Source organism: Roseomonas marmotae (genome assembly GCF_017654485.1).
Taxonomy (GTDB): domain Bacteria; phylum Pseudomonadota; class Alphaproteobacteria; order Acetobacterales; family Acetobacteraceae; genus Pseudoroseomonas; species Pseudoroseomonas marmotae.
This window is the reverse complement of record NZ_CP061091.1, coordinates 1877233-1901273: the sequence shown is the minus strand read 5'-3', so window position 1 is coordinate 1901273 and position 24041 is coordinate 1877233. Positions and strand designations below refer to the sequence as shown.

Genomic DNA, 24041 nt, shown 5'->3' with positions numbered 1-24041 from the left:
GCCTCTGCGGCTCGATCCGCTCCGGCACGGTAGGCCCAGGTGTATTGGGGGGCACGGGCTGAGCCACCGCCGGCAAGGCTGCGACGGCCGCGGAAAATGCCGTCAGAAAATACCGTTTCATGTGTCAGGAACCCCTTTACCAATCCTGAAAAAACAGCGCCCCCGGCATGAGGTTCCTCCCGGCACCTCACAGGCGGGACCGGCAGTGTCAGGAGAGCCGCACCAGCACCAGTTCCGGCGCCACGCCGAAGCGGATGGGAAAGACGCTGCAACCGAGGCCGCCGGAGACGATCAGCCGCCGCCCCGCCTCCTCCACCAGCCCATAGGCGAAGCGGTTGCCGTAGCGGGAGCCGACGACCGGCGACCAGCCGAGAATCCGCACCTGCCCGCCATGGGTATGGCCGGACAGCGTCAACGCCACCCGGCGCGGCACATTCACGAACTGGTCCGGCTCATGCGCCATCAGGATGGCGGGGGCATCGTCGGCGGCCAGCGGCGCCAGGGCGGCCTGCAGATTGTCGACACCGACGAAGCGGCGCCGCCCCAGGCGGAAGGCCAGCATGCTGTCCGTGCCGCAGAGCCAGACGCCGTCGCCATGCGGCAGCCGAACGGCGCCGTTGGCCAGCAGCGTGAAGCCCGCGCCGCGCAGCAGACCGAACAGCGCCGGCACGCCCCGCCGGGTCAGCTGCACCTCCGGGTCGTCCCACCATTCATGGTTGCCGGGCACGGCGAACTTGCCCAGCGGCGCATGCAGCCCGGCCAGGGCCTCCACCACCTCCGGCATCGGCAGGCGGCGGCGGACCCAGGGGAAATGGCCGGGAATGTCGCCCAGCAGCAGATGCGCGTCGGGCTGCAGCGCATTGGCCGTGGCGACGATGCGGCGGATGCGGTCCAGCGGCATCCAGGGCTCGTTGGCATGAAGATCGGTGATGACGCAGAGGGTCAGCGGCGGCCGCGCGCCCCATCCCGGCAGGGACAGCCGGTACTCCCGCACCGTCAGCAGCAGGCTCGGCTCGATCACCAGCCCGAAGCTGGCCACCGCCACGCCGCCCGCCAGCAATGCCGCGCTGCCTTCCAGCAGGGACCTGCGCGTCAGCAGCGGCCCGCGCTCAGCCGGCAGGGAGCTTGTCATGCACCAGGGACTGGATGAAGCCGAGCTTCGCCACGACGGCGGCGGAGAGCACGAAGGGATAGAGGTCCGGGATACCCATGCTGCGGTTCAGGCTGTTCACCGCCACTGTCAGCGGCACCCAGGCTTCCATCACCGCATGGATATCGGTGATGCGGTAGGGGTCGAAATCCACCCCGGCCGAGAGATCCCCTTCCCTGTCCAGGCGTGGCGCGATGCCGATGCCGAGGGCGCGGGCCATTTCCAGCGTATCGACGATGTGCAGGTAGTGCGCCCAGGTCTCCGCGAAATCCTCCCAGGGGTGGGCAGTGGCATAGGTGCTGACGAAGTTCTCCTGCCAGTCGGCGGGTGTACCATGCTGATAGTGGCGCTTCAGCGCTTCGCCATAGTCCTGGCGGTCGTCGCCGAAGGCCGCGCGGCATTCCTCCAGCCGCCCGCCGTCGCGCACCAGCCGGTCCCAGAAGTAATGGCCGGATTCATGACGGAAATGGCCGAGCAACGCGCGGTAAGGCTCACCCATCGCCGTGCGGCGGCGGGCACGCTCGGCATCATCTGCTTCGGCCAGGGCCAGCGTGATCAGTCCGTTGTCATGGCCTGTCATCACCTGCGGCCCCTGCGGCATATCGGCCAGGAAGTCGAAGGCCAAGCCTTTCTCCGGGTCCTCCGCGCGGGTCGGCATGGGCAGGCGCAGGCGAATGAAGCTGTAGATAGCGCGACGCTTGGCGATCTCGATCTTCTGCCAGTGCTCCTTGTTCACGGGGTCGGAAATATCGGGAATGGTGCGGTTATGGCGGCAGGCCAGGCAGAAGCGGTGCTCGCTCTCGCCGGGCACAAGCCAGTTGCAGGCCTGCTGCCGCGCATTGTCGCAGAAGCGGTATCCGCGCCCCGCCGCCGCGCGGGCGGACCAGAGCGCCTCCTCGCCGCCAACGGGGTCCAGCGCGGAGAGCGTGTTCTGCTCTGGCAGATAGCCCAGTGTCGTGTCGCATTTCACGCAGCGCGTATTCTCGAAATGCAGCACATTGCCGCAGACCTGACATTTGAAGAGGCGCATTGGGGGGAAAGTCCTTTTCAACCGGCGGTGCGGCGTCCGCTAGCAATGCCAGCCCAACTGGCAGGTTGCACTATCCCACGCCCGCCCGGCAGCTTCGTTACGGAGGTTGACGGGTATCGATAAGACATCCATCGTTCGTGTATTATGGGAATTTACGCTCCATCCCGCCGATCCGTCCTCGCCGCAGCACTGGCCAGCGGCATGGCCGCGCCGCGCCTGGGGCTGGCGCAGCGCGCCAAGCCCCTGCGCTTCGTGGCCCAGGCGGACCTGACCATCCTGGACCCGGTCTGGACCCCGGGAATCGTGACCCGCAATCACGCGCTGATGGTCTTCGACACGCTTTATGGCGTGGACACCGCGCTGCGTCCCCAGCCGCAGATGGCGGCGGGACATGAGGTCGAGGACGACGGCCGGCGCTGGACCATCACCCTGCGCCCCGGCCTGCGCTTCCATGACGGGGAACCTGTGCGGGCACGCGACGCGGCGGCCAGCATCCGCCGCTGGGGGGCGCGCGATACCTTCGGCATCGCCCTGATGCAGCTCGTGGACGAGATCTCCGCTGCCGACGACCAGCGGCTGGTCATCCGTCTGAAGCGCCCCTTCCCCATGTTGCCGGATGCGCTGGGCAAACCCGGCACCATGAATGCCTTCATCATGCCGGAGCGTCTGGCGCTGACAGACCCTGGCACGCAGGTGACGGAGATGGTGGGCAGCGGCCCCTATCGCTTCGTGGCCCGCGAATATGTCGTCGGCGCCCGCGCGGTCTATGAGAAGTTCGCCGGCTATGTGCCCCGCGAGGGCGGCGAGCCCAGCCTGCTGGCTGGCCCGAAGGTGGCGCATATCGAGCGCGTCGAATGGCTTTCCATGCCTGACCCCGCCACGGCCGCCGCCGCCCTGCAGCAGGGCGAGATCGACTGGTGGGAACAACCGCCAGCCGATCTCTCGGAGGCGCTGAAGCGCAACCGCAATATCCGGCAGGAGGTGCTGGATACCACCGGCTCCCCCGCCTTCCTGCGCTTCAACCAGCTCCACCCGCCCTTCGACCGGCCGGAGATGCGGCAGGCGCTGCTGGGCGCGGTGGCGCAGGCGGATTTCATGCAGGCGGTGGCCGGCGCCGACCGGTCGTTGTGGCGGGACGATCTCGGCTACTTCCTGCCAGGCTCGCCGATGGCCAGCGACGAGGGGATGGCGGCGCTGACCGGCCCGCGCGACCTCGATGCCGTGCGCCGCGCGCTCGAGGCCGCCGGCTACAAGGGCGAGCGGATCGTGCATCTCCAGCCCACCGACTATCCCTCCGTCAGCGCGCTGAACCTGGTGGCGGCGGATATGATGCGCCGCTGCGGCATCAACGTCGAATTGCAGGCGATGGATTTCGGCACCTTCATCCGCCGCATCGCCAACCAGGATCCGCCGGAGCGCGGCGGCTGGAACACGGTCTGCGTCAGCACGGCGGGGGCGAGCTGGGTCAACCCGGCGGCGCATAACTACCTGCGCGGCAATGGCCGCCGCAGCATCGTCGGCTGGCCGACCAGCGAGCGGCTGGAGGCGCTGCGCGACCAGTGGTTCGAAACCCCGCCCGAGCGCCAGGGAGAGATCGGCCGCGCCATGCAGGCCGCCGCCTTCCAGGACCTGCCCTTCATCCCCGTCGGGCTCTTCTACCAGAACACCGCCTATCGCAGCGACCTGACGGGCATGGTGAAGGGCGCGCCGGTCTTCTGGAACCTGCGGCGCGCATGAAAAAGGGGCGCGCCGGCCAAAGCCGGCGCGCCCCCTTCCCCTGGGCCTGAGGCCTTAGTTCTTGGCCTTGTCCACCAGCGCGCCCTTGGTGATCCAGGGCATCATGCCGCGCAGGCGGGCGCCGACTTCCTCGATGGAGTGGTCGGCCAGCTTGCGGCGGGTGGCCTTGAAACCGGCCTGGTTGACCTTGTTCTCCAGCATCCAGTCGCGGGTGAACTTGCCGGTCTGGATGTCGTTCAGCACGCGCTTCATCTCGGCCTTGGTCTCGGCGGTGATGATGCGGGGGCCGGTGACATACTCGCCGTATTCCGCGGTGTTGGAGATGGAGTAGTTCATGTTGGCGATGCCGCCCTCATAGATGAGGTCGACGATCAGCTTCACTTCGTGCAGGCACTCGAAATAGGCCATCTCCGGCGCATAGCCGGCCTCGACCAGCGTCTCGTAGCCAGCCTTGATCAGCTCGACCAGACCGCCGCAGAGGACGACCTGCTCGCCGAACAGATCGGTCTCGCACTCTTCCTTGAAGGTGGTCTCGATGATGCCGGAGCGGCCACCGCCGACGGCGCAGGCGTAGGAGAGCGCGATCTCCAGCGCATTGCCTGAGGGGTTCTGGTGCACGGCCACCAGGCAGGGCACGCCGCCGCCCTTCTGATACTCGCCGCGCACGGTATGGCCCGGGCCCTTCGGCGCGATCATGAAGACGTCGATGTCGCTGCGCGGCTCGATCAGGTTGAAGTGCACGTTCAGGCCATGCGCGAAGGCCAGCGCGGCGCCTTCCTTCATGTTCTCGTGCAGGTGGTCGCGATACAGGTCGCCCTGGCCCTCATCCGGGGTCAGCACCATCACGACATCGGCCCACTTCGCGGCCTCGGCCGGGGAGAGGACCTTGAAGCCGGCGGCCTCGGCCTTCTTGGCGGAAGGGCCGGGGCGCAGGCCGATGACCACGTCGGTCACGCCGGAGTCACGCATGTTCATGGCATGGGCATGGCCCTGGCTGCCGAAGCCGATGACCGCGACCTTCTTGGCCTTGATCAGGTTCACGTCGGCATCACGGTCGTAGTAGACGCGCATCTCTCGCGCACTCCCCAGTTCAGGACTCGAAAAAAAGCTCAGGGCCGCAGGCTGGCGGTGCCGCGCGCGATGGCGACGGCACCGGTCCGGCTGACTTCCGCCAGCCCGATCGGCCGCATCAGGTTGATGAAGGCATCCAGCTTCTCGCCGCTGCCTGTCATCTCGAAGACGAAGCTCTCGGTTGTGGCATCCACCACGCGGGCGCGGAAGGCATCGGCCAGGCGCAGCGCCTCCATCCGTGACTCGCCCCGGCCAACCACCTTGATCAGCGCCAGCTCCCGCACGAGGTGCGGGCCTTCCAGCGTCAGGTCGGCCACCTTGTGGACGGGCACCAGGCGGTCCAGCTGCGCCTTGATCTGCTCGATCACCATTTCCGTGCCGCTGGTGACGACGGTGATGCGGGAGAGCCGCCCCGCATCATCCACCGGTGCCACGGTCAGGCTGTCGATATTGTAGCCGCGGCCGGAGAAGAGGCCGATGACGCGCGCCAGCACGCCGGCCTCATTCTCCACCAGCACGGCGATGGTCGCCGCGCGCTGCAGGGTGTCGTTCTGGTCAGCCATGGGTCGTTCCAGTCGAAGGAAGAGGGAAAGGTCCGGAAGCCGGCCGGGTCAGACCAGCACCCTTCCCTCATCCGTGACGCCGGCGATGCCGCCTTCCTGACCCGGGGCCAGCAGCATCTCGTTATGCGCGGCGCCGGAGGGGATCATCGGGAAGACGTTCTCCTTCTCATCCACCGCGCAGTCCACGATCACGGGGCGGTCGATGGCGATCATCTCGCGGATCACGCGGTCCAGGTCATCCACGCCCTCGATCCGCATGCCGACGCCATGGAAGCTTTCCGCCAGCTTCACGAAGTCCGGCAGCGCGGAGCTGTAGCTTTCGGAATAGCGGCCACCATGCAGCAGCTCCTGCCACTGGCGCACCATGCCCATGTACTGGTTGTTCAGGATGAAGACCTTCACGGGCAGGCGGTACTGCGCCAGCGTCGCCATTTCCTGAATGTTCATCAGGATGCTCGCCTCGCCGGCCACATCGATCACCAGCGCGTCGGGATGCGCGACCTGCGTGCCCATGGCGGCGGGCAGGCCATAGCCCATGGTGCCCAGCCCGCCGGAGGTCATCCAGCGGTTCGGCTTCTCGAAGCCGAAATACTGGGCGGCCCACATCTGGTGCTGGCCGACCTCGGTGGTGATGAAGGTCTCGCGCCCGCTTTCCTTCGTCAGCTCATAGAGCCGGTGGATGGCGTGCTGCGGCTTGATGATCTTGCCTTCCTGGACATAGGACAGGCACTTCCGGCCGCGCCATTCGTCGATCTGGCGCCACCATGCGGCCAGGGCCTCGCGGTCCTGCTGCGCCGGCTCATCTTCCCAGGCGGCGATCATGGCGCGCAGCACGGCGGCGGCATCGCCCACCACCGGCACCTCGACCTTGACGTTCTTGTTGATGGAGGAAGGGTCGATATCCGCGTGGATCTTCAGCGAGGTCGGCGCGAAGGCATTCAAGCGGCCGGTCACCCGGTCGTCGAAGCGGGCGCCGATGTTGAACATCACGTCGCAGCCGTGCATGGCGAGATTCGCCTCGACGGTGCCGTGCATGCCCAGCATGCCCAGGAACTGCGGGTCGCTGGCGGGATAGGCGCCGAGGCCCATCAGCGTGTTGGTGCAGGGCAGGCCCGCCATGCGGACGAACTTCGTCAGCAGCTCGGAGGCCTCGGGGCCCGCATTGATCACGCCGCCGCCGCTATAGACCACCGGGCGCCTGGCCGATTTCAGCATGGCCACGGCCTTGCGGATGGCCGCCGCATCCGGCTCCACCTGCGGGCGGTAGCTGCGGTGCTCGGCCTTCGGCGCCTCGCGGTAGGGGGCCTTGCCGATCAGGATGTCCTTCGGCAGGTCGATCACGACCGGTCCAGGGCGGCCCGAGCGCGCGACGTAGAAGGCCTCGTGCACCGTCTCGGCCAGCTTGTCAGACTTCTTCACGAGGTAGTTGTGCTTGGTCGCCGGCCGGGTGATGCCGGTCGTATCGGCTTCCTGGAAGGCGTCGTTGCCGATCAGATGCGTCGGCACCTGCCCGGTCAGGCAGACGATGGGGATGCTGTCCATCAGCGCATCCACCAGCCCCGTCACGGCATTGGTGGCGCCGGGGCCGGAGGTCACGAGCACGCAGCCCACCTTGCCGGTGGAGCGGGCATAGCCCTCCGCCGCATGCACCGCCGCCTGCTCATGCCGCACCAGGATGTGACGGATGGCATTCTGGTTGAAGATGGCATCATAGATCGGCAGTACGGCGCCACCGGGATAGCCGAAGATAACCTCTACGCCCTGCTCCTTCAGCGCGCGCAGTACAACCTCGGCACCCGTCATGGACAGGGTGTCGGATGCAGCGGGAAGGGTCTGGGGGGACATGGTGGTTACGGGCTTCCTGACATGGTTGGCCGCGTGCGGCGCAAAAAAGCGCCGGCGGCAGGCCGGTCTAACGCGTCCACCCCAGGCCCGTCAACGGCAGCAATCAATAAAAGTGAAGATTTGGCTCTGCTCACTTTCTGAAAATTGCTCAAGTCCCGCCACACGCGCATGGATCGTATGCGTATGGCTCACATCCGCGAGCGGATGATGGCGGAACCAGGTGGCCTGCCGCTTGGTATATTGCCCGATGGCCAGGCAGGCGCGCCGCCCGGCTTCCTCAATCGGGATCTCGCCGCGCAGCACAGCGGAGATCTCGGGCACCCCATGCGCGCGCATGGCCGGCAGGGCCGGGTCCAGCCCACGCGCCACCAGCGCCCTCACCTCCTCCACCGCGCCGGCATCGATCATCGCCTGCCAGCGGGCGCCGATGGCGGCGCGCAGGGCGTCGCGCGGCGGGTCCAGCCGGATGGCGGCGAAGCGCCAGGGCACCCCGTTCCGCCGCGCCGGCCCCGTGCCTTCCTCCCGCTGCCAGGAGGCCAGCCCCCGCCCGGTGCCGCGCCAGACTTCCCAGGCGCGGGCCAGCCGCTGGCTGTCGCTGGGGCGAAGGCGGGCGGCGGTTTCGGGGTCGGCCTGCGTCAGACGGACATGCAGCGCGGCGGGGCCTTCCGCCGCCAGCAGGCCACGCGCCTCCTCTCGCGCCTCGGGCGGAACGGCCGGGATCTCGCTCAATCCTTCCGTCAGCGCGCGGAAATAAAGCCCCGTACCCCCGCAGAGGATCGGCAGCCGCGCCGCCGCCATCTCCTCCAGCGCCCTGCCCCGCCACCAGGCCACGCTGGCCGCCCGGTCGGGTGGGTGCACGCCATAGAGGCGGTGCGGCACGCGGCCCTCCTCCTCCTCACTGGGGCGCGCGGTCAGCACGCGCAGGCCGTCATAGACCTGCATGGAATCGGCATTGATGACGGTGCCGCCCAGCCTCTCGGCCAATGCCAGCGCCAGCGCTGACTTACCGGAGGCCGTCGGCCCCGCCAGCAACAGCGCGAAAGGTTGATCGCTCATGCCCATGCGGGCATGGTCCCGCCCCGATGTCTCATATTCTCACCCTGATCGCGCCGCCGGGAATCCTGCAGGCGCCTCTCGTCGCGCGGCTGCGCACGGCCCTTCTAGACCTCGGCGGGCAGGTTGGCACGCCGGACTGGCTGGCGGAGGCCGAGGCAGTGGACCTCCCCTTCTCCCTGCTGGCGCCGGAGCAGGCCAGCGCCATCGCCCGCGCCGCGCTGGACGGCGCGCCGGTGGACTGCATCGCGCTACCGGCCGAGGGGCGGCGCAAGAAGCTGCTGGTCGCCGATATGGACAGCACCATCGTCACGGCCGAGACGCTGGACGAACTGGCCGCCTATGCCGGGGTGCAGGACAAGATCGCCGCCATCACCCAGCGCAGCATGAACGGTGAGATCGACTTCGCGACCTCGCTGCGGGAGCGGGTGGCGATGATCCGGGGCCTGGCCCTGACCGCGCTCGAGGAGACCTGGGCGAAGATCGAGCTGATGCCGGGTGCCGAGGTGCTGGTCCGCACCATGGCCGGGCACGGCGCGCATTGCGCCATCGCCTCCGGCGGCTTCACCTGGTTCACCGCCCGCGTGGCGGAGAAGGTCGGCTTCCAGAGCCATCACGCCAATATCCTGCTGGATGATGGCAAGGCGCTGACCGGGCTGGTGCGGGAGCCGGTCTTCGACCGCGATGCCAAGCTGACGATCCTGAAGACGCTGGCGGCCGAGCTGGGCCTGCCGCTCTCCGCCACCGCCGCGGTGGGCGACGGCGCCAATGACCTGGCCATGCTGGGTGCCGCAGGGCTGGGCGTGGCCTTCCGTGCCAAGCCGGTCGTCGCGTCCAGCGCCCGCGCACGGATCGACCATGCCGATCTGCGGGCGCTGCTCTATGCCCAGGGCTATCGGAAGGCCGAATTCCTGGGCTGAGCACCCAAAGAAAAGGGGGGCCGAGGCCCCCCTTTCCGTTCCAGGCGAAGCCTGTGCGTCAGCCCGGGCTGCCGCTCTCCGGGCGCAGGCGCAGCGGCACGAAGCGCTGGCCCTGGCTGGTCTCGATCAGCAGCAGCGCGCTGGGGCGGTTCTGCCGGCGCAGGCGCTCCAGCTGGTCGCGCACCTCCTGCGGCGTGGAGACGCGGTTCTGCTGCACCTCCAGGATCAGGTCGCCAGGGCTGATGCCACGCTCGGCGGCGCTGCTGCCCGGGGCGACCTCGGTCACCACCACGCCACGGGCATCGTCACGCAAGCTGAAGCGCTCCCGCAGCTCCGGATTGACCGGCGAGACCTTCATGCCGAGGCCGGAGAGCTCCATTGCCGCGCCGGGCCGGGTCTGCTCGGGCGCCGCGGTGGCGGCGGCCTGCTGGTCGGCGGGCAGCTCAGCCACCGTCATCTTCAGCTGCTCTTCCTTGCCGCCGCGCCAGACGGTGACGGGCACCTCGGTGCCCACCGGCGTCTCGGCCACGATGCGCGGCAGGGTGCGCATCTCCCGGATGTCCTGGCCATTGAACTTGAGGATCACATCGCCGTTGCGGACGCCGGCCTTGGCGGCCGGGCCGCTCTCCTCGGCCCGCGCCACCAGGGCGCCATGGGCGCCACCCGGCAGTGCCAGGCTCTCGGCGATGTCGTCCGTCACCTGCTGGATGTTCACACCGATCCAGCCGCGCCGGACGCGGCCGCTGTCGCGCAGCTGCGCGACGATGTTCTTGGCCAGGTTCGACGGGATGGCGAAGCCGATGCCGATGGAGCCGCCGGACGGGGAGACGATGGCGGTGTTGATGCCGATCACCTCGCCCTGCAGGTTGAAGAGCGGGCCGCCGGAATTGCCGCGGTTGATTGCCGCATCCGTCTGGATGAAGTCGTCATAGGGGCCGGCGTTGATGTTGCGCCCGCGGGCCGAGACGATGCCGGCCGTGACGCTGCCGCCGAAGCCCAGCGGATTGCCGATGGCCAACACCCAGTCGCCGACCTCCGCCCGGTCGGAATCGCCCATGGACACGGTGGGAAGCGGCTTCTCGGGCTTCACGCGCAGCACGGCCAGGTCGGTGCGCTGGTCCACGCCCACCAGCTCGGCCTTCAGGGTCGTGTTGTCCTGCAGCACGACGTTGATCTCGTCGGCACCATCCACGACATGGTTGTTGGTGACGATGATGCCTGCGGCATCAATGATGAAGCCGGAGCCCTGGCTCTGCGCGCGCCGGGGCGGCTGTCCCGGACGCTGGCCAGGGCGCTGACGCTCCAGGAAATCGCGGAACAGCTCCTCGAAGGGGCTGCCCGGCGGGGCCTGCGGCATCTCCGGCGCATCCGGGCGGTTGGCACGCGCGCCGCCGATGGTCTGGGTGGTCTGGACATTGACCACCGCCGGCAGCAGGCCGCGGACCAGCGGCGCGAAGGTTCCCGGCAGGCTCGTCCGGCTGGCGGCGGGGGGCGTGGCGCTGGGTGCCTGGGCTGCCGCTTGCGCCAGCACCGGCAGGGGTGCCGCCAGCGGAGCAGCGGCCACCGCGGCGGCCAGCATCATGGGGGCGAGACGCATTGGCAGAACCTCGCTTTCGACCAGTATCGGCCGCGTGGACAGAGATTGCGATGGAAATGGGCTTATCGCCGCCCAATGCCAAGGTTGCGAAGGAGAACCATCACGAGAAAGCCCAACTCGGCACGGGCCGCAAGAGATGCGGCCCGCCTCGCAATAATTCGATACGCACCGGCATCAAGGTGCCGGCGTCGCCTCCGGGGCCGGAGCCGGAGCCGGAGCCGGAGCCGGAGCCGCCTGGGGCGCCACCGGGGTCGGCACGGCGGGAGTCGGCCGGACCGGCTCGCTCACCCCGGCCAGCGGGACACCCGGCTGGCTGGAGCGGAAGTAGCGGAAGAACTCCGAATCCGGCGTCAGCACCAGCCGGGCATCCCCTTCCGAGAAGGCCTCCCGGTAGGACTGCATGGTGCGCCAGAACTGGAAGAACTGCGGGTCGCGCTGGAAGGCCTCGGCGAAGATGCGGATCGCCTCCTCCTCGCCCTGGCCGCGCAGCACATCGGACTGCGCCTGGCTCTCAGCCAGCAGCACCGTCCGCTCGCGGTCGGCGCCGGCGCGGACGCGGGCGGCCACCTCGGCACCCTCGGCACGGGCCTCACGCGCCACGCGCTCACGCTCGGACTGCATGCGGTTCAGCACGGCCTGGGTATTCTCTTCCGGCAGGTCGGCGCGGCGGATGCGGACATCCTCCACCATGATACCGAACTGCGTGGCCTCGGCGTTCACCTGCCGCTTGATCTCGTCCATGATCTTCTGCCGTTCGGTGGAGAGAACGGCCAGCAGCGGCTGGTTGCCCAGCACGCGGCGCAGCGAGGACGAGACGATGGAGGACAGCCGGGCCCGGATGCCCGCCTCCTGCGCGCCCGAGGTCTGGAAGAAGCGCAGCGGGTCGGAAATGCGGAAGCGGGTGAAGCTGTCCACGATCAGCCGGCGCTGATCGCCCAGGATGATTTCCTCACCCGGGGCATCGAAGTCCAGCAGCCGCCGGTCGAAGGAGACGACGGACTGGACGAAGGGGATCTTGGCGTGCAGGCCCGGCGTGCTGATGATGCGGATCGGCTCGCCGAACTGGGTGATCATCACCTGTTCGGTCTGCTGCACGGTGAAGAGGGTGGAGGCGGCGGCGGCCACCGCCACGACGGCAACGCCCGCCAGCAGGAGCATACGGTTCATCGGGCGGCTCCCTGGTTCGGGGCAGGCGTGGGCGTGGCGGCCGGACGGGTCGGGCGGTCGATCAGGCCCGGCGGCGCCGGCGGGGCGGCGCGCGGCGTATTGCCGGCACCCTGGGCGGGCCCGCCATCCAGCGGCAGATAGGGCACGATGCCCTGGAGCCGGTCATCCACCACGATCTTCGGGTTGCGGCGCAGGATCTCCTCCATCGTCTCCAGATAGAGGCGGCGCACCGTCACGTCCTGCGCGGTCTGGTAGGCGGACAGCACACTGAGGAAGCGCGCGGCTTCACCGCGGGCGCGGGCGACCTGGGATTCCTTGAAGCCCTCGGCCTCCTGGATCAGGCGCTGCCCCTCACCGCGGGCGCGGGGGATGATGTCGTTGCGATAGGCCTCGGCCTCGTTGCGGGCGCGCTCGCGGTCCGCATTGGCGCGCTGCACGTCGCGGAAGGCGTCGATGACAGCCGGCGGCGGGTCGACCTTCAGCAACTGGATCTGCGTGATCTCGATGCCCGAGCCATACTGGTCCAGGATGAACTGCGTGCCCTGGCGGACCGCCTGCTCGATCTGCGCGCGCGCCTCGGTCAGCGCCGGCTGGATGGGGGTGCGGCCCACCACCTCACGCATCACACTCTCGGCTGCCGACTTCACCGTGGCATCGGGGCTGCGGGTATTGAACAGGTATTCGCCGGCATCACGGATGCGCCAGAAGACCGCGAAGTCGATGTCGATGATGTTTTCGTCACCCGTCAGCATCATGCTCTCCTCCAGCACGTCCCGGGCGGAGACCGGGCGCTGCAGGGGCGAATCATTCGGGGCGCGGAAGCCGATATCGATGCGGTTGATGCGCGTCACGCGGGGCGTCGTCACGCTCTCCACCGGCCAGGGGATGCGGTAGTTCAGGCCGGGCTGGGTGGTGCGGTTGAAGGCGCCGAAGCGCATCACCACGCCCTGCTCGTCCGGCTGAACGCGGTAGATGCCGCTGGCCGCCCAGACGGCGATCAGCGCGACGATGCCCAGGCCGATCCACTTGCCGTTGCCGCCACGGCCACCGCCCGGCAGGATCCGCCGTAGCGCGGCCTGCGCCTGGCGGATCGCGTCATCCAGGTCCGGGCCACTGCCGCCCCCCGGGCCACGTCCGCCGCCACCCTGCGGCGGCTGGCCCCAGGGACCACCTGGGCGCGGATTGCCCCAGGGGCTGCCTCCGGAGTTCGAACCACCATTATTGTTCCAGGGCATCGGCCGGCACATCTCCCGTAGGTGTCACCGCACCATAGCCCAGGCGCGGCAATTCATCTTCCAGCCGCTTGCGCCAGGCAGATGCATGGGCGACAGGGCCAGACCATATGTCGCCCTGTCCGGGCCATGGCGCAATGCGGTTGCATCACGCCGCGGCGAGGGCGTGGCCGATATTGTCCGGATAGAAGAGGTTTTCAAGCGATGTCGGAGACTCTGATTCAGGCCATCCGCGCCGCGCTGGCCGCGGTGCGCGACCCGGAGACCGGCAAGGACGTCGTTTCCTCCGGCATGTTGCAGAGCCTTTCGGCACGGGACGGACTGGTGCAGTTCGCGCTTTCCGTGCCGCGTGAGCGGGCCCGGTCGCTGGAACCGCTGCGAGCGGCGGCCGAGCGGGCGGCGATGGCGGTGCCGGGCGTGCTTTCCGCCACCTGCGTGCTGACCGCGCACCGGGACATCGGCACCGCGCCCGCCCCGCATGAACATGCCGGGCATGGCCATGCCGCACCGCCGCCCGGCGGCCCCGCGCCAGGCACCGCCCGGGCCAGCCGCCCGGCGCCGGGCCAGGGGCCGATGCTGCTGCCGGATGTGAAGGCCATCGTCGCCATCGCCTCCGGCAAAGGTGGCGTCGGCAAATCCACCACCGCCGTGAACCTGGCCGTCTCCCTGGCCGCCGATGGGCTGAAGGTCGGGCTGCTGGACGCGGATATCTATGGCCCCTCCCTGCCCCAGATGCTCGGCACGCGGGAGCGGCCGCGTGCCACCCAGGGCAGGATCATCCCCCTCTCCCGCTGGGGGCTGAAGGCCATGTCCATCGGCTTCCTGGTGGAGGAGGAGACGCCCATGGTCTGGCGTGGCCCGATGGTGATGGGCGCGCTGGAGCAGATGCTGGGCCAGGTGGAATGGGGTGAGCTGGATGTGATGGTGGTGGACATGCCCCCCGGCACCGGCGACGCGCAGCTGACCATGAGCCAGCGCGTGCCGCTGGCCGGCGCCGTCATCGTCTCCACGCCCCAGGACGTGGCGCTGATCGATGCCCGCCGCGGCATCCGCATGTTCGAGAAGGTCAATGTCCCCGTGCTCGGGCTGATCGAGAACATGTCCTACTTCTGCTGCCCCAACTGCAACCACCGGACCGAGATCTTCGGCCATGGCGGGGCGCGGGCGGAGGCGGAGCGGATGGGCGTGGAATTCCTGGGCGAGCTGCCGCTGAAGCTGGCCATCCGGGAGCTGGCCGATGCCGGCACCCCCATCTCCATCGCCCGGCCGGAGAGCGAGGAGGCGAAATCCTACCGCGCCATCGCCGCCCGGCTGCGGGAGAAGCTGCAGCAGGGCGGCGCCGCGCCCGCCGGGCCGCGCTTCGTGGTGGACTGACCCCTCCCGGCGCTGGCGGGCCGCTTCAGGAGCTGCCGATGAAGATGCCCGCCAGCAGCACCAGCACGCCACCCAGCACCACCTGCACCATGGCCGAGAAGATCGGCGTCTCCATGTAGCGCCAGCGCACCCAGGCGATCACGAAAAGCTCCACCGCCACGACCAGGGCGGCGATGGTGGTGGCCAGCCAGAAGTCGGTGATCAGATAGGGCAGCGTGTGCCCCAGCCCTCCCAGGGCCGTCATGACGCCGCAGACGGTACCGCGCAGCCAGGGGTGCCCGCGCCCGGTGATCGCGCCGTCGTCCGATAGCGCCTCGGTCAGCCCCATGCTGATGCCGGCGCCGATCGAGGCGGCGAGGCCCACCAGGAAGGCATCCTCCGAACGGTGAGTGGCGAAGGCGGCGGCGAAGATGGGCGCCAGGGTGGAGATGGAGCCGTCGATCAGCCCGGCGAGGCCCGGCTGCACCACCTGCAGCAGCAGGGCGCGGCGGGCCTCGGCATCCTCGGCGCCACGGGCCTCGGGGGTCAGGTAGGTGGCTTCCAGCTCCTCGGCGCGCTGCTCGTGCCTGGCCTCACTGGCGGCAAGGTCGCCCAGCAGGCGGCGGACCTCTGTGTCATGCACCCGCCCGGCCGCCTGGGCATAGAAGCGGCTGGCCTGCCGCTCCATCAGCGCCGCCTGGCCCCGCACCGTCTCGATCCGCAGGTCCTTCATCAGCCAGACCGGGCTGCGGCGCATGAAGCCGCGCACGTCCTGGCGGGTGATATAGGGCAGCTCCGTGCCGAACTTCTTCTCGTAGAGGCCGAGCAGGCGCTGCCGGTGCTCGTCCTCCTCCACCGCCATATCCTCGAACACCCTGGCCGAGGCGGGATAGGCGCCCCGCAGCCGCAGCGCGAAGTGGCGATAGATCCGGGAATCCTCCTCCTCGCTGGCGACGGCCAGGGCGAGAATCTCGGCTTCGCTCAGTTCCTCAAGGCGTCTCATACGGCAGACCTCCTGCCGCCTTCTTGCCCCGCGCGCCGGGGCGCGCAAGCCGATTCCCGAAAATGTTCCTTTATTTTCAAGAAGATATCGAGAATGAGCCGCGTTCGCAACAGGCCAGGTCTGGCTTACTCCGTCAGGACCTCATAATCGGCGGCCACGCGCAGGTCGCGCAGCGGGCGGACGCGGTCGATGGATTCCTGGTAGGTCGGGTGCGCCTTGAAGGCGGCCAGGGCCGCCGCATCGGCGAATTCGCCATAGACCACCACGTCCACATCATTGCCGATCTGGTCGAGCTTGCTGTTCAGCGTGACCTCGAAGCGGGTGGAATGCGGAATCGTCTTGAGGATGGAGAGTCCCTCCAGCACCGCCGGCACATCCTCGCGCCGCCGGGCGCGGAAGAAGACGATATGGCGGATCATGGCTCTCTCCTCGGCGGTACCGGCGGCGGGATAGAACCTGCCGGCGCCGCTGGCTAGCCGGCGGCGGCCAGCAGCGCCCCGGTCTCCGCCGCGCTGGGCATGGCGGCGGCCGCCCCTTCCCGTCCCACGGCGATGGCCGCCGCGGCCGCGGCCTGCCGCATGGCGGCCGCCAGATCCATCCCGGCATCCAGCCCGGCGGCCAGGGTGCCGCACCAGCAGTCGCCGGCGCCGGTGGTGTCCACGGCCGTAGCCTGGAAGGCCGGCTGGCGCAGCAGGCCGCCGGCGGTGGCGGCCTCCGCACCCTGCTCGCCCCGTGTCACGACCACGTCGATGCCCAGGGCGGAGCGCAGCGCCATGGCATCCGGCGCGGCGCCCGCCTCGGCGGCCAGCCAGGCGGCCTCATGCTCATTGACGATCAGCAGGTCCAGTTGCCCCAGCATGGCGGGCGGCACGGGGCCGGGCGGGGCCAGGTTCAGGATAACGCGAGCGCCGGCCTTCCGGGCACGCTCCACCAGGGGCGCCATTTCCGCCACCGGCACTTCCATCTGCAGCAGCAGCACGGTGGAGGGGCCAAGCGCCGCATCCTCCACCTGCGCGGCGCGCACGGCCATGTTGGCGCCGGAGGCGACGGCGATCTGATTGGCGCCCAGAGCATCGACGCAGATGGCCGCGGCGCCGGTCGGCCGGTCCACCCAGGCCAGCCCCGCCAGGTCCACCCCGGCGGCCCGCATGCCGGAGAGCGCGACCTCCGCCAGGGAATCCGTGCCGACGGCACCGATGAAGGCGGTCCCGGCACCCGCCAGCGCCGCCGCCGTGGCCTGGTTGGCCCCCTTGCCGCCCGGAAGGGCGCGCCACCCCTCACCCAGCACCGTCTCCCCGGAGGCCGGCAGCCTGGGGGTGGTGAAGACGAGGTCGGCATTGGCCGAGCCGAAGACCAGGACGCTCATGCCTGCTGCCGCCTCTTCCCCCAGCCGTAGCCGAGGGCCAGGGCGAGCACGACCAGCAGGGCCGTGCCGGCGTCATGGAACACGAAGGTCAGCACCGCCCAGACCAGCCCCAGCACCGCGCCCGCCAGCCAGAGGCCGAAGGAGAGCGCGGCAAAGAACATCATCAGCGGCAGGCCGAAGACCAGCAGGATCATCAGCATCAGAAACCAGAACATCACGCCTCCCCTTCCCGGCGTTTCGGCGCCTTCGCGCGCAGGGTCCGTCCGGGTATTTCGTGCCGCGCCGTGGCCCGGCCAAGAGCGAAGCCGCCGACTCCCACCAGCAGCAGCAGCGCGCCCAGGTCACCCACCAGCGCGACAGCCAGGGGGATGCCGACCAGCAGCACCGCCACGATCACCGCCACCGCCAGCCAATGCCGCGGCAGCAGGGCCAGCCACAGGCGGAAGCGCCGCCCGCCGCTGCCCGCCGCCTTCCTGGCCCGGCTGGCGCGGGAGGCCGGACGCGGCGTGGCGCGCGCGGCACCGGCCGCGCGGGTCGGGCGGGGCGCGGCGGCCAGGGTTCAGCCCTCCCGCCCCAGCACCGTCATCAGCTCGCGCCATTCGCGCTTGGACAGGCCGCTGCCGGCCTGCTCCACCGCCTCCCCAGCCAGCAGGCGGCGGGTGATCTCCAGCATCTGGGCGGAGAGGGTCACGGCGCCCAGGCGGTAGTCGCGGAAGGCCTCGGCCACCGCCGGCACCCAGGCCTCCAGCACCTTCAGCATGGCCTCCGCATAGACACGGATCTCATACTGCGCGTGGGCATCGGCCCGCAGGCGCAGGAAATGCATGAGGTTGTGGAGGTCGATCTTCCAGTACCACTGCGTATAGGTGTTGAGCGTCAGGTTCATCCGCGCCAGCTCACGCGCCAGTCCCTGGCGGGCCGGGTCGAGCGGGGCACCGGCCTCGTCCTCGTTCAGCATCTCGGCATAATGGTCATAGGCGGTGCCGGCATCCTGGCGCAGCAGGTGCAGCACACGCGCCGCCTCATCGCCCTCCAGCACCTCGCCCCGCCCCTGGCGGTTGCTGCTGGACTGGGCGGCCAGCTGCTCGGGCGCGGGGATGTAGAATTCCCGGTCCATGATGGAATAGCGGGCCGAGTATTCGTTCACATTCGCCATGCGGTGGCGGATCCACTGCCGCGCCACGAAGATCGGCAGCTTCACATGGAACTTGATCTCGCACATCTCGAAGGGCGTGGAGTGCCAGTGCCGCATCAGGTAGCGGATCAGGCCACGGTCCTCCGTGACGGCGCGGGTGCCGCGGCCATAGGAGACGCGCGCCGCCTGCACCACGGCCGAGTCGTCGCCCATGTAGTCGATGACGCGGATGAAGCCGTGGTCGAGCAGCGGAATCGGCTCGAAGAGCAGGGCTTCCAGGGCCGGCACGGTAGGGCGGCGCGTCTCGGCGCGGGCGGCCTTCGCCTCCGCCAGTTCCTGCTGCTGTGCGTCCGTCAGTGCCATCACTCTGCCCCCAAGCCCAAGTCGGCGCCCGTCCTAGCCTAGCCCGGCCCTGCCCGCCAGCGCGACTTCCGTTGGCTTTCCTCGGTGGCGGCGTGGTGCTTGCATAGCTCCAGCCGCCATCTCGCAGAGGATTCCCGCATGTCCGTGATCGACCACATCCGCCGCTATCAGGACGACCTCACCGCCATCCGCCACGACTTCCACATCCACCCCGAGCTGGGGATGGAGGAGCACCGCACCGCCGGCATCGTGGCCAAGAAGCTGGAATCCTGGGGCATCGAGGTGCATCGCGGCGTCGGCAGGACGGGCGTGGTGGGCGTGCTGCGCTCCGGCAAGGGCAACCGCGCCGTGGGGCTGCGGGCCGACATGGACGCCCTGCCCATGACGGAGAAGACGGGCCTGCCCTATGCCAGCCAGACGCCGGGCAAGATGCATGCCTGCGGCCATGACGGCCACACCACCATGCTGCTCGGCGCCGCCAGGTACCTGGCGGAGACGCGGAACTTCGATGGCACGGTGCATTTCATCTTTCAGCCTGGCGAGGAAGGCTGCGGCGGCGCGCTGGCGATGCTGGAGGACGGGCTTTTCGAGCGGTTCCCCTGCGATGCCATCTTCGGCATGCACAACCGCCCGGGCATGCCAGTGGGCGAATACGGCATCCGCCCCGGCCCCACGGCCGCCGGCGGCGCCTTCTTCGACATCACCGTGCGGGGCAAGGGCGCCCATGGCGCGCGGCCGGAGGTCAGCCAGGACCCGGTGCTGGCGGCCTGCCAGATCGCCACGGCCACGCAGTCCATCGTCGCCCGCAACATCTCGCCCTTCGAGCCGGCGGTGATCAGCATCACCAAGGTGCAGGGCGGCGATGCCTATAACGTCATCCCCGATACCGCCGTGCTCTCCGGCACCGCCCGCTTCTTCTCGCGCGAGGTCGCGCAGCAGATCGAGGCCGGGCTGAAGCGCGTGGCGGAGGGCGTGGCCGCCGGCATGGGCTGCGAGGCGGAGCTGGATTTCCGCCTGATCTTCGCCCCCACCGTCAACGACCCCGAGCTGACCACCGCCTATGCCGATGCCGCGGCCAGCCTGGTGGGCGAAGGCCAGGTAGCGCGGAACAAGGAGCCCGGCATGGGCTCGGAGGATTTCAGCTTCATGATGGAGAAGGTGCCCGGCGCCTATATCCATGTGGGCAACGGCCCCGGCGCCACGCCGCACAATCCCGCCTACAACTTCAACGACGAGGCGACGCCCTATGGCGCCGGGCTCTATGCGCGGATCGTCGAGACCATGCTGCCGAAGGGCTGATTCCACCCATAACCCCGGAAGGGAGGGAAATCGGCGTGGAAGGGGCTCACCCCCCTCGATTTCCTGCTGAGCTTCGCCTATATAGGCCGGGCTCACCTTCGGGTGGCTATGGCGATAAACGGTGCGTGAAATAAGCATTGCGGACCCGGGGGCAGTGCCCGGCGTCTCCACCAATCCGGCCCCGCGAGGGGCCATCCCGCCAGGGATCGTATGGCGGGGCGGTATGGGGACGACACAGCTTCGACGCGTGCGGTAAAGACGTATCTTTTGCCCGGCATTGTACCGCCGTTATCGGGCTATATCACAAGTGCCAACGATAACAGCCGCGAGGCTGTGGCGCTCGCTGCCTAAAAATAGGTAAGCGCGGCCCGGGGGGAGCCGGGCAACAGAATCCCCCCACTTCGCTCGAGGTAAGTTGGCGTTTTAATCCGCGCCCCTCTTTCCGCACTGCCGCACGATCTATTACTGTGGTCCCGCTGCGGGGATTGCATGAATGACGAATGAAATAAAGCAGGTCGAAAGCCTTCTACCTTACGACCGCTGGACGGAAGACGCGATGCGCGAGGTCGCCTTGCGCGCGCTGGATTACGCCGGCAGCCATGGCCTGCCAGGCGAGCACCATTTCTACCTGACCTTCCGCACCGACCATCCCGGCGTGGCCATCCCTGGCCATCTCAAGGCCCGCTACCCGGAAGAGATGACGATCGTCATCCAGCACCAGTTCTGGGACCTGAAGGTGGACCGGGTGGCGCAGACCATCTCGATCGGGCTTTCCTTCGGTGGCGTGCCGGCCAAGCTGATGATCCCCATCGCCGCCATGACAGCCTTCTGGGATCCTCATGTCCGTATCGGGCTGCGGTTCGGCCCTCCCGAGGATCAGCAGGAGCCGGAGGAGGCAGCCTCTGAGGCGACCGCTGCCACGGAGCCCGAGGCGCAGCAGGAGGAAGCCGAGGCACCTGCCCAGGTGGTCAGCCTCGACGCCTTCCGGCGCCGTCCCACCCGCGAATAAACCCAGGCGGACGAGCGCAGAGCGGGGCTGGCATGCCAGCCCGGGCATGGCCCGAGGTCCAGGCCCACCCCCTTTCCCCGTTGGCTTGGGGGCTCCTCTGCGCTACCTGCCTCGTAAGCGACGCCGTGACCTGCCGGTATGCGGCGCCGGGACCCCATCGCCCCGCCGGAGCGCCCGATGACCTCTGCTCTCGATAATCCCGCGGCCGCACAGGCCGCAGCGCCGCTGGCCGATACGCCCATCCAGGAAACGGATGCCGGCATGCCGGTTTCCCAGCGCAGCCAGGGCTTCACCTATTCCCCCATGCTGCCGCTTGGGGAGGACAGGACGGTCTGGCGCAAGCTGGACATCGATGGCATTCGCACGGTCGAGGTCGAGGGCAAGACCGTCCTGAAGATCTCCCCCAAGGCGCTGGAGGAACTGGCCTTCACCGCCTGCCGCGAGGTCTCCCACTACCTGCGCCCCGGCCATCTGGAGCAGCTGGCCAAGATCCTGAAGGACCCCGAGGCGAGCGCCAATGACCGCTTTGTGGCGCTGGACCTGCTGAAGAACGCCTCCATCGCCGCCGGCGGCGTGCTGCCGATGTGCCAGGACACCGGCACCGCAATCGTCTTCGGCAAGAAGGGCCAGCGCGTCTGGGTCGAGGGCGATGAGGAGGAGGCGCTCTCCTACGGCGTCCACCGCACCTATACCGAGACCAACCTGCGCTATTCGCAGATGGCGCCGCTGACCACCTTCGACGAGGTGAACACCGGCAACAACCTGCCGGTGCAGTTCGACATCTATGCCTCCCCCGGCGACCATCATGCGGATGAGTTCCACATGATGTTCGTGCTGAAGGGGGGCGGCTCGGCCAACAAGACCTTCCTGTTCCAGCAGACCCGCGCGGTGCTGAACAAGCCGAAGCTGCTGGCCTTCCTGGAAGACAAGATCAAGTCGCTGGGCACCAGCGCCTGCCCGCCCTACCACCTGGCCATCGTCATCGGCGGCACCTCGGCCGAGACGACGCTGAAGACGGTGAAGCTGGCCTCCACCCGCTACCTGGACGAGCTGCCGACCCAGGGCAGCAAGGCCGGCCACGGCATCCGCGACCCGGAGCTGGAAGCCGAGATCCACAAGCTGACGCAGAATATCGGCATCGGCGCCCAGTTCGGCGGCAAGTATTTCTGCCACGACGTGCGCGTCATCCGCCTGCCCCGCCATGGCGCCAGCCTGCCCATCGGCATCGGCGTCTCCTGCTCGGCCGACCGGCAGGTGAAGACCAAGATCACGCCCGAAGGCGTGTTCATCGAGGCGCTGGAGCACGACCCCGCCCGCTTCCTGCCCGAGGCGACGGATGAGATCCTGGGTGGCGAGGTGGTCAAGATCGACCTGAACCAGCCGATGGACGCCATCCGTGCCACGCTGAGCCAGCATCCGGTCAAGACCCGCGTCTCGCTGACCGGCACCATCGTGGTGGCGCGCGACATCGCCCATGCCAAGCTGCAGGAGCGGCTGGACCGTGGCGAGGGCCTGCCGCAATACATCAAGGACCACCCGGTCTATTACGCTGGCCCCGCCAAGACGCCGGAAGGCATGCCCACCGGCAGCTTCGGCCCCACCACGGCCGGGCGCATGGACAGCTATGTGGAGGCCTTCCAGGCGGCTGGCGGCAGCCTCGTGATGCTGGCCAAGGGCAACCGCAGCAAGGCCGTGCGGAATGCCTGCAAGACCTATGGCGGCTTCTATCTCGGCTCCGTCGGCGGCCCCGCCGCCCGGCTGGCGCAGGACTGCATCAAGAAGGTCGAGGTGCTGGAATATCCGGAACTCGGCATGGAAGCCGTCTGGCGTATCGAAGTGGAGGACTTCCCCGCCTTCATCGTGGTGGACGACAAGGGCAACGACTTCTACGACGGGCTGGAGTAGGCCCATGGCCCGCCGCCTGATCAGCTCCGGCAGCCCGTTCGAGGAGCAGATCGGCTATTCCCGCGCGGTGGTGGACGGGGACTGGGTCTTCGTCTCCGGCACCACCGGCTACGACTACGCCACCATGAGCATCGCCGATGACGTGGTGGCGCAGTGCGAGCAGTGCTTCCGTAATATCGACGCGGCGCTGCGGGAGGCCGGGAGCGGCATGGGTGACGTGGTGCGCGTCACCTATTTCCTGCCTCACAGGGCGGATTGGGAACCCTGCTGGCCCGTGACCCGCAAATGGCTGGGCGATGTCCGCCCGGCCGCCACGCTCATCCATGCCCAGTTGATGGATGATGCCATGAAGATCGAGATTCAGGTCACCGCCCGGCTGCGCCGGCCGCAGGGGGATGCTGTCTGATGCGCTTTTCGGTGGATCGGCTGGACCATCTGGTCATCACCTGCCGGGACGTGGAGATCTCGGCCTCCTGGTACCAGCGCGTGCTGGGCATGGACCGCGAGGCCTTCGGGGAGAAGCGGCGCACCGCCCTGCGCTTCGGCGGGCAGAAGATCAACCTGCGCCCGGCGGCCGCCGACCAGGAGGACTGGTCCAGCAGCCGCAACGCCCAGGTCGGCACGATGGACCTCTGCTTCGTGGTGGCCGTCTCGGGCGAGGATATCGTGACGCATCTGCGCGAATGCGGGGTGGCGATCGAGGACGGGCCGGCCCCGAAGGTTGGAGCGCTGGGGCCCATCATGTCCGTCTATTGCCGCGACCCTGACGGGAACCTGATCGAGATCTCGACCTACAGCCGGTGACACCGGTCACGGATTGACCTCGAGCTTGCCATAATCTGGCGCAAATCCCATCTATACTGGCGTCCAGAGAGCCCAGGAGGGTGACATGACGAAGAGCCTTCGTGCCTTGGCCCTGGCCGGCCTGACCGCCGTGGCGCTGATGTCCACCCCATCCGCCGCCGAGGCGAATGGCTGGCACCGCCACCGTGGCCCCAGCGGCGGCGCCGTTGCCGCCGGCATCATCGGTGGCCTGGCAGTGGGCGCCCTCGTGGCCGGCGCCGCCCAGGCGGCCCCGCCGCCGGTCTATTACGCACCGCCCCCGCCGCCCGTGGCTTATTACGCCCCGCCGCCGGTCTATTACGCGCCGCCCCCACCGGTGGCCTATTATGCTCCCCCGCCGCCGCGGCATTATTACGCGCCCCCGCCGCCACCGCGTCCATATTACGCCTGGTGAGACCAG

24 protein-coding genes and 1 other RNA gene are annotated in these 24041 nt (G+C 68.9%); 10 read left to right on the top strand and 15 right to left on the bottom strand.

Annotated features, from left to right (window positions below; translation table 11 throughout):
- Positions 1 to 208: 208 nt before the first annotated feature.
- Both IAI58_RS08960 and IAI58_RS08955 read right to left on the bottom strand, forming a co-directional pair.
- Entirely contained in the window at positions 209 to 1132 is a 924-nt protein-coding gene (locus IAI58_RS08960) for a metallophosphoesterase (protein WP_207449047.1), read from the bottom strand.
- Positions 1110 to 2180, bottom strand: coding sequence for a zinc-binding metallopeptidase family protein (locus IAI58_RS08955; protein ID WP_207449048.1), 1071 nt, complete (start codon positions 2178 to 2180; stop codon positions 1110 to 1112). The genes IAI58_RS08960 and IAI58_RS08955 overlap by 23 nt, the downstream gene beginning before the upstream one ends.
- A 144-nt stretch (positions 2181 to 2324) precedes the next feature.
- Here IAI58_RS08955 and IAI58_RS08950 point away from each other — a divergent pair, with 144 nt between their 5' ends.
- Positions 2325 to 3917 carry an ABC transporter substrate-binding protein gene (locus IAI58_RS08950; RefSeq protein ID WP_207449049.1) on the top strand — a complete coding sequence of 531 codons (1593 nt, stop codon included), beginning with the start codon at positions 2325 to 2327 and terminating at the stop codon, positions 3915 to 3917.
- A 54-nt stretch (positions 3918 to 3971) separates the two neighbouring features.
- On the opposite strand, the gene ilvC is transcribed toward IAI58_RS08950, so the two are convergent.
- The 4 genes from ilvC to miaA all read right to left on the bottom strand — a co-directional run bounded on the left by ilvC (position 3972) and on the right by miaA (position 8452).
- The gene (gene ilvC / locus IAI58_RS08945) at positions 3972 to 4988 is read right to left on the bottom strand and encodes a ketol-acid reductoisomerase (RefSeq protein WP_207449051.1); all 1017 of its coding nucleotides are present in this window, start codon (positions 4986 to 4988) and stop codon (positions 3972 to 3974) included.
- 38 nt (positions 4989 to 5026) lie between these two features.
- Positions 5027 to 5551 carry an acetolactate synthase small subunit gene (gene ilvN / locus IAI58_RS08940; protein ID WP_207449052.1) on the bottom strand — a complete coding sequence of 175 codons (525 nt, stop codon included), beginning with the start codon at positions 5549 to 5551 and terminating at the stop codon, positions 5027 to 5029.
- Positions 5552 to 5599: 48 nt separating this feature from the next.
- Positions 5600 to 7396, bottom strand: coding sequence for an acetolactate synthase 3 large subunit (locus IAI58_RS08935; protein WP_207449054.1), 1797 nt, complete (start codon positions 7394 to 7396; stop codon positions 5600 to 5602).
- Between the two features lie 90 nt (positions 7397 to 7486).
- Complete coding sequence (miaA, locus tag IAI58_RS08930; RefSeq protein ID WP_207449056.1) at positions 7487 to 8452, bottom strand: tRNA (adenosine(37)-N6)-dimethylallyltransferase MiaA; 966 nt, start codon at positions 8450 to 8452, stop codon at positions 7487 to 7489.
- Positions 8453 to 8478: 26 nt separating this feature from the next.
- Here miaA and serB point away from each other — a divergent pair, with 26 nt between their 5' ends.
- Positions 8479 to 9369 (top strand): phosphoserine phosphatase SerB, encoded by an 891-nt coding sequence (gene serB / locus IAI58_RS08925; RefSeq protein ID WP_207449058.1) that lies wholly within the window; start codon positions 8479 to 8481, stop codon positions 9367 to 9369.
- A 58-nt stretch (positions 9370 to 9427) separates the two neighbouring features.
- Here the strand turns inward: serB and IAI58_RS08920 are convergent, their stop codons facing one another.
- The 3 genes from IAI58_RS08920 to hflK all read right to left on the bottom strand — a co-directional run bounded on the left by IAI58_RS08920 (position 9428) and on the right by hflK (position 13368).
- Positions 9428 to 10966, bottom strand: a complete 1539-nt coding sequence (locus IAI58_RS08920) for a DegQ family serine endoprotease (RefSeq protein WP_207449060.1) — start codon at positions 10964 to 10966, stop codon at positions 9428 to 9430.
- 174 nt (positions 10967 to 11140) lie between these two features.
- On the bottom strand, positions 11141 to 12133 hold the full coding sequence (hflC, locus tag IAI58_RS08915) for a protease modulator HflC (RefSeq protein WP_208775917.1): 993 nt from the start codon (positions 12131 to 12133) through the stop codon (positions 11141 to 11143).
- Positions 12130 to 13368 carry an FtsH protease activity modulator HflK gene (gene hflK / locus IAI58_RS08910; protein WP_207449064.1) on the bottom strand — a complete coding sequence of 413 codons (1239 nt, stop codon included), beginning with the start codon at positions 13366 to 13368 and terminating at the stop codon, positions 12130 to 12132. The genes hflC and hflK overlap by 4 nt, the downstream gene beginning before the upstream one ends.
- A gap of 201 nt (positions 13369 to 13569) precedes the next feature.
- On the opposite strand from hflK, the gene IAI58_RS08905 reads away from it, so the two are divergent.
- Positions 13570 to 14739: an Mrp/NBP35 family ATP-binding protein gene (locus IAI58_RS08905; RefSeq protein WP_207449066.1), complete on the top strand. Its 1170-nt coding sequence runs from the start codon at positions 13570 to 13572 to the stop codon at positions 14737 to 14739.
- A 25-nt stretch (positions 14740 to 14764) separates the two neighbouring features.
- Here IAI58_RS08905 and mbfA read toward each other — a convergent pair whose 3' ends face one another.
- The 6 genes from mbfA to thyX all read right to left on the bottom strand — a co-directional run bounded on the left by mbfA (position 14765) and on the right by thyX (position 18585).
- Positions 14765 to 15721, bottom strand: a complete 957-nt coding sequence (mbfA, locus tag IAI58_RS08900; protein WP_207449068.1) for an iron exporter MbfA — start codon at positions 15719 to 15721, stop codon at positions 14765 to 14767.
- Between the two features lie 125 nt (positions 15722 to 15846).
- Positions 15847 to 16140 (bottom strand): Dabb family protein, encoded by a 294-nt coding sequence (locus IAI58_RS08895; RefSeq protein WP_207449070.1) that lies wholly within the window; start codon positions 16138 to 16140, stop codon positions 15847 to 15849.
- Positions 16141 to 16193: 53 nt separating this feature from the next.
- Positions 16194 to 17087, bottom strand: a complete 894-nt coding sequence (locus IAI58_RS08890; protein WP_207449072.1) for a PfkB family carbohydrate kinase — start codon at positions 17085 to 17087, stop codon at positions 16194 to 16196.
- Positions 17084 to 17302 carry a hypothetical protein gene (locus IAI58_RS08885; protein WP_207449073.1) on the bottom strand — a complete coding sequence of 73 codons (219 nt, stop codon included), beginning with the start codon at positions 17300 to 17302 and terminating at the stop codon, positions 17084 to 17086. The genes IAI58_RS08890 and IAI58_RS08885 overlap by 4 nt, the downstream gene beginning before the upstream one ends.
- Entirely contained in the window at positions 17302 to 17490 is a 189-nt protein-coding gene (locus IAI58_RS08880) for a hypothetical protein (protein WP_207449075.1), read from the bottom strand. Before IAI58_RS08880 ends, IAI58_RS08885 begins: the two co-directional genes overlap by 1 nt.
- Before the next feature lie 156 nt (positions 17491 to 17646).
- A complete protein-coding gene (gene thyX, locus IAI58_RS08875) occupies positions 17647 to 18585 on the bottom strand; it encodes an FAD-dependent thymidylate synthase (RefSeq protein WP_207449077.1) in 939 nt (312 codons plus the stop codon).
- Positions 18586 to 18723: 138 nt separating this feature from the next.
- Here thyX and IAI58_RS08870 point away from each other — a divergent pair, with 138 nt between their 5' ends.
- From IAI58_RS08870 to IAI58_RS08840, 7 genes are all read left to right on the top strand, one after another.
- On the top strand, positions 18724 to 19884 hold the full coding sequence (locus IAI58_RS08870; protein WP_207449079.1) for a M20 aminoacylase family protein: 1161 nt from the start codon (positions 18724 to 18726) through the stop codon (positions 19882 to 19884).
- A gap of 51 nt (positions 19885 to 19935) precedes the next feature.
- Positions 19936 to 20285, top strand: a transfer-messenger RNA (tmRNA) gene (ssrA, locus tag IAI58_RS08865).
- 92 nt (positions 20286 to 20377) lie between these two features.
- A complete protein-coding gene (locus IAI58_RS08860) occupies positions 20378 to 20893 on the top strand; it encodes an SspB family protein (RefSeq protein ID WP_207449081.1) in 516 nt (171 codons plus the stop codon).
- Positions 20894 to 21154: 261 nt separating this feature from the next.
- Positions 21155 to 22798, top strand: a complete 1644-nt coding sequence (locus IAI58_RS08855; RefSeq protein ID WP_207449138.1) for a fumarate hydratase — start codon at positions 21155 to 21157, stop codon at positions 22796 to 22798.
- Between the two features lie 4 nt (positions 22799 to 22802).
- Complete coding sequence (locus IAI58_RS08850; RefSeq protein WP_207449084.1) at positions 22803 to 23204, top strand: RidA family protein; 402 nt, start codon at positions 22803 to 22805, stop codon at positions 23202 to 23204.
- A complete protein-coding gene (locus tag IAI58_RS08845) occupies positions 23204 to 23602 on the top strand; it encodes a VOC family protein (protein ID WP_207449086.1) in 399 nt (132 codons plus the stop codon). The genes IAI58_RS08850 and IAI58_RS08845 overlap by 1 nt, the downstream gene beginning before the upstream one ends.
- 85 nt (positions 23603 to 23687) lie before the next feature.
- Positions 23688 to 24035, top strand: a complete 348-nt coding sequence (locus IAI58_RS08840; RefSeq protein WP_207449088.1) for a hypothetical protein — start codon at positions 23688 to 23690, stop codon at positions 24033 to 24035.
- Positions 24036 to 24041 lie beyond the last annotated feature (6 nt).

Bases quoted from the DNA above. Each gene is read 5' to 3' on its own strand.
- IAI58_RS08960 (WP_207449047.1), bottom strand. From the start codon at position 1,132: ATGACAAGCTCCCTGCCGGCTGAGCGCGGGCCGCTGCTGACGCGCAGG.
- IAI58_RS08955 (WP_207449048.1), bottom strand. From the start codon at position 2,180: ATGCGCCTCTTCAAATGTCAGGTCTGCGGCAATGTGCTGCATTTCGAG.
- IAI58_RS08950 (WP_207449049.1), top strand. From the start codon at position 2,325: ATGGGAATTTACGCTCCATCCCGCCGATCCGTCCTCGCCGCAGCACTG.
- ilvC (WP_207449051.1), bottom strand. From the start codon at position 4,988: ATGCGCGTCTACTACGACCGTGATGCCGACGTGAACCTGATCAAGGCC.
- ilvN (WP_207449052.1), bottom strand. From the start codon at position 5,551: ATGGCTGACCAGAACGACACCCTGCAGCGCGCGGCGACCATCGCCGTG.
- IAI58_RS08935 (WP_207449054.1), bottom strand. From the start codon at position 7,396: ATGTCCCCCCAGACCCTTCCCGCTGCATCCGACACCCTGTCCATGACG.
- miaA (WP_207449056.1), bottom strand. From the start codon at position 8,452: ATGAGCGATCAACCTTTCGCGCTGTTGCTGGCGGGGCCGACGGCCTCC.
- serB (WP_207449058.1), top strand. From the start codon at position 8,479: ATGTCTCATATTCTCACCCTGATCGCGCCGCCGGGAATCCTGCAGGCG.
- IAI58_RS08920 (WP_207449060.1), bottom strand. From the start codon at position 10,966: ATGCGTCTCGCCCCCATGATGCTGGCCGCCGCGGTGGCCGCTGCTCCG.
- hflC (WP_208775917.1), bottom strand. From the start codon at position 12,133: ATGAACCGTATGCTCCTGCTGGCGGGCGTTGCCGTCGTGGCGGTGGCC.
- hflK (WP_207449064.1), bottom strand. From the start codon at position 13,368: ATGCCCTGGAACAATAATGGTGGTTCGAACTCCGGAGGCAGCCCCTGG.
- IAI58_RS08905 (WP_207449066.1), top strand. From the start codon at position 13,570: ATGTCGGAGACTCTGATTCAGGCCATCCGCGCCGCGCTGGCCGCGGTG.
- mbfA (WP_207449068.1), bottom strand. From the start codon at position 15,721: ATGAGACGCCTTGAGGAACTGAGCGAAGCCGAGATTCTCGCCCTGGCC.
- IAI58_RS08895 (WP_207449070.1), bottom strand. From the start codon at position 16,140: ATGATCCGCCATATCGTCTTCTTCCGCGCCCGGCGGCGCGAGGATGTG.
- IAI58_RS08890 (WP_207449072.1), bottom strand. From the start codon at position 17,087: ATGAGCGTCCTGGTCTTCGGCTCGGCCAATGCCGACCTCGTCTTCACC.
- IAI58_RS08885 (WP_207449073.1), bottom strand. From the start codon at position 17,302: ATGTTCTGGTTTCTGATGCTGATGATCCTGCTGGTCTTCGGCCTGCCG.
- thyX (WP_207449077.1), bottom strand. From the start codon at position 18,585: ATGGCACTGACGGACGCACAGCAGCAGGAACTGGCGGAGGCGAAGGCC.
- IAI58_RS08870 (WP_207449079.1), top strand. From the start codon at position 18,724: ATGTCCGTGATCGACCACATCCGCCGCTATCAGGACGACCTCACCGCC.
- IAI58_RS08860 (WP_207449081.1), top strand. From the start codon at position 20,378: ATGACGAATGAAATAAAGCAGGTCGAAAGCCTTCTACCTTACGACCGC.
- IAI58_RS08855 (WP_207449138.1), top strand. From the start codon at position 21,155: ATGCCGGTTTCCCAGCGCAGCCAGGGCTTCACCTATTCCCCCATGCTG.
- IAI58_RS08850 (WP_207449084.1), top strand. From the start codon at position 22,803: ATGGCCCGCCGCCTGATCAGCTCCGGCAGCCCGTTCGAGGAGCAGATC.
- IAI58_RS08845 (WP_207449086.1), top strand. From the start codon at position 23,204: ATGCGCTTTTCGGTGGATCGGCTGGACCATCTGGTCATCACCTGCCGG.
- IAI58_RS08840 (WP_207449088.1), top strand. From the start codon at position 23,688: ATGACGAAGAGCCTTCGTGCCTTGGCCCTGGCCGGCCTGACCGCCGTG.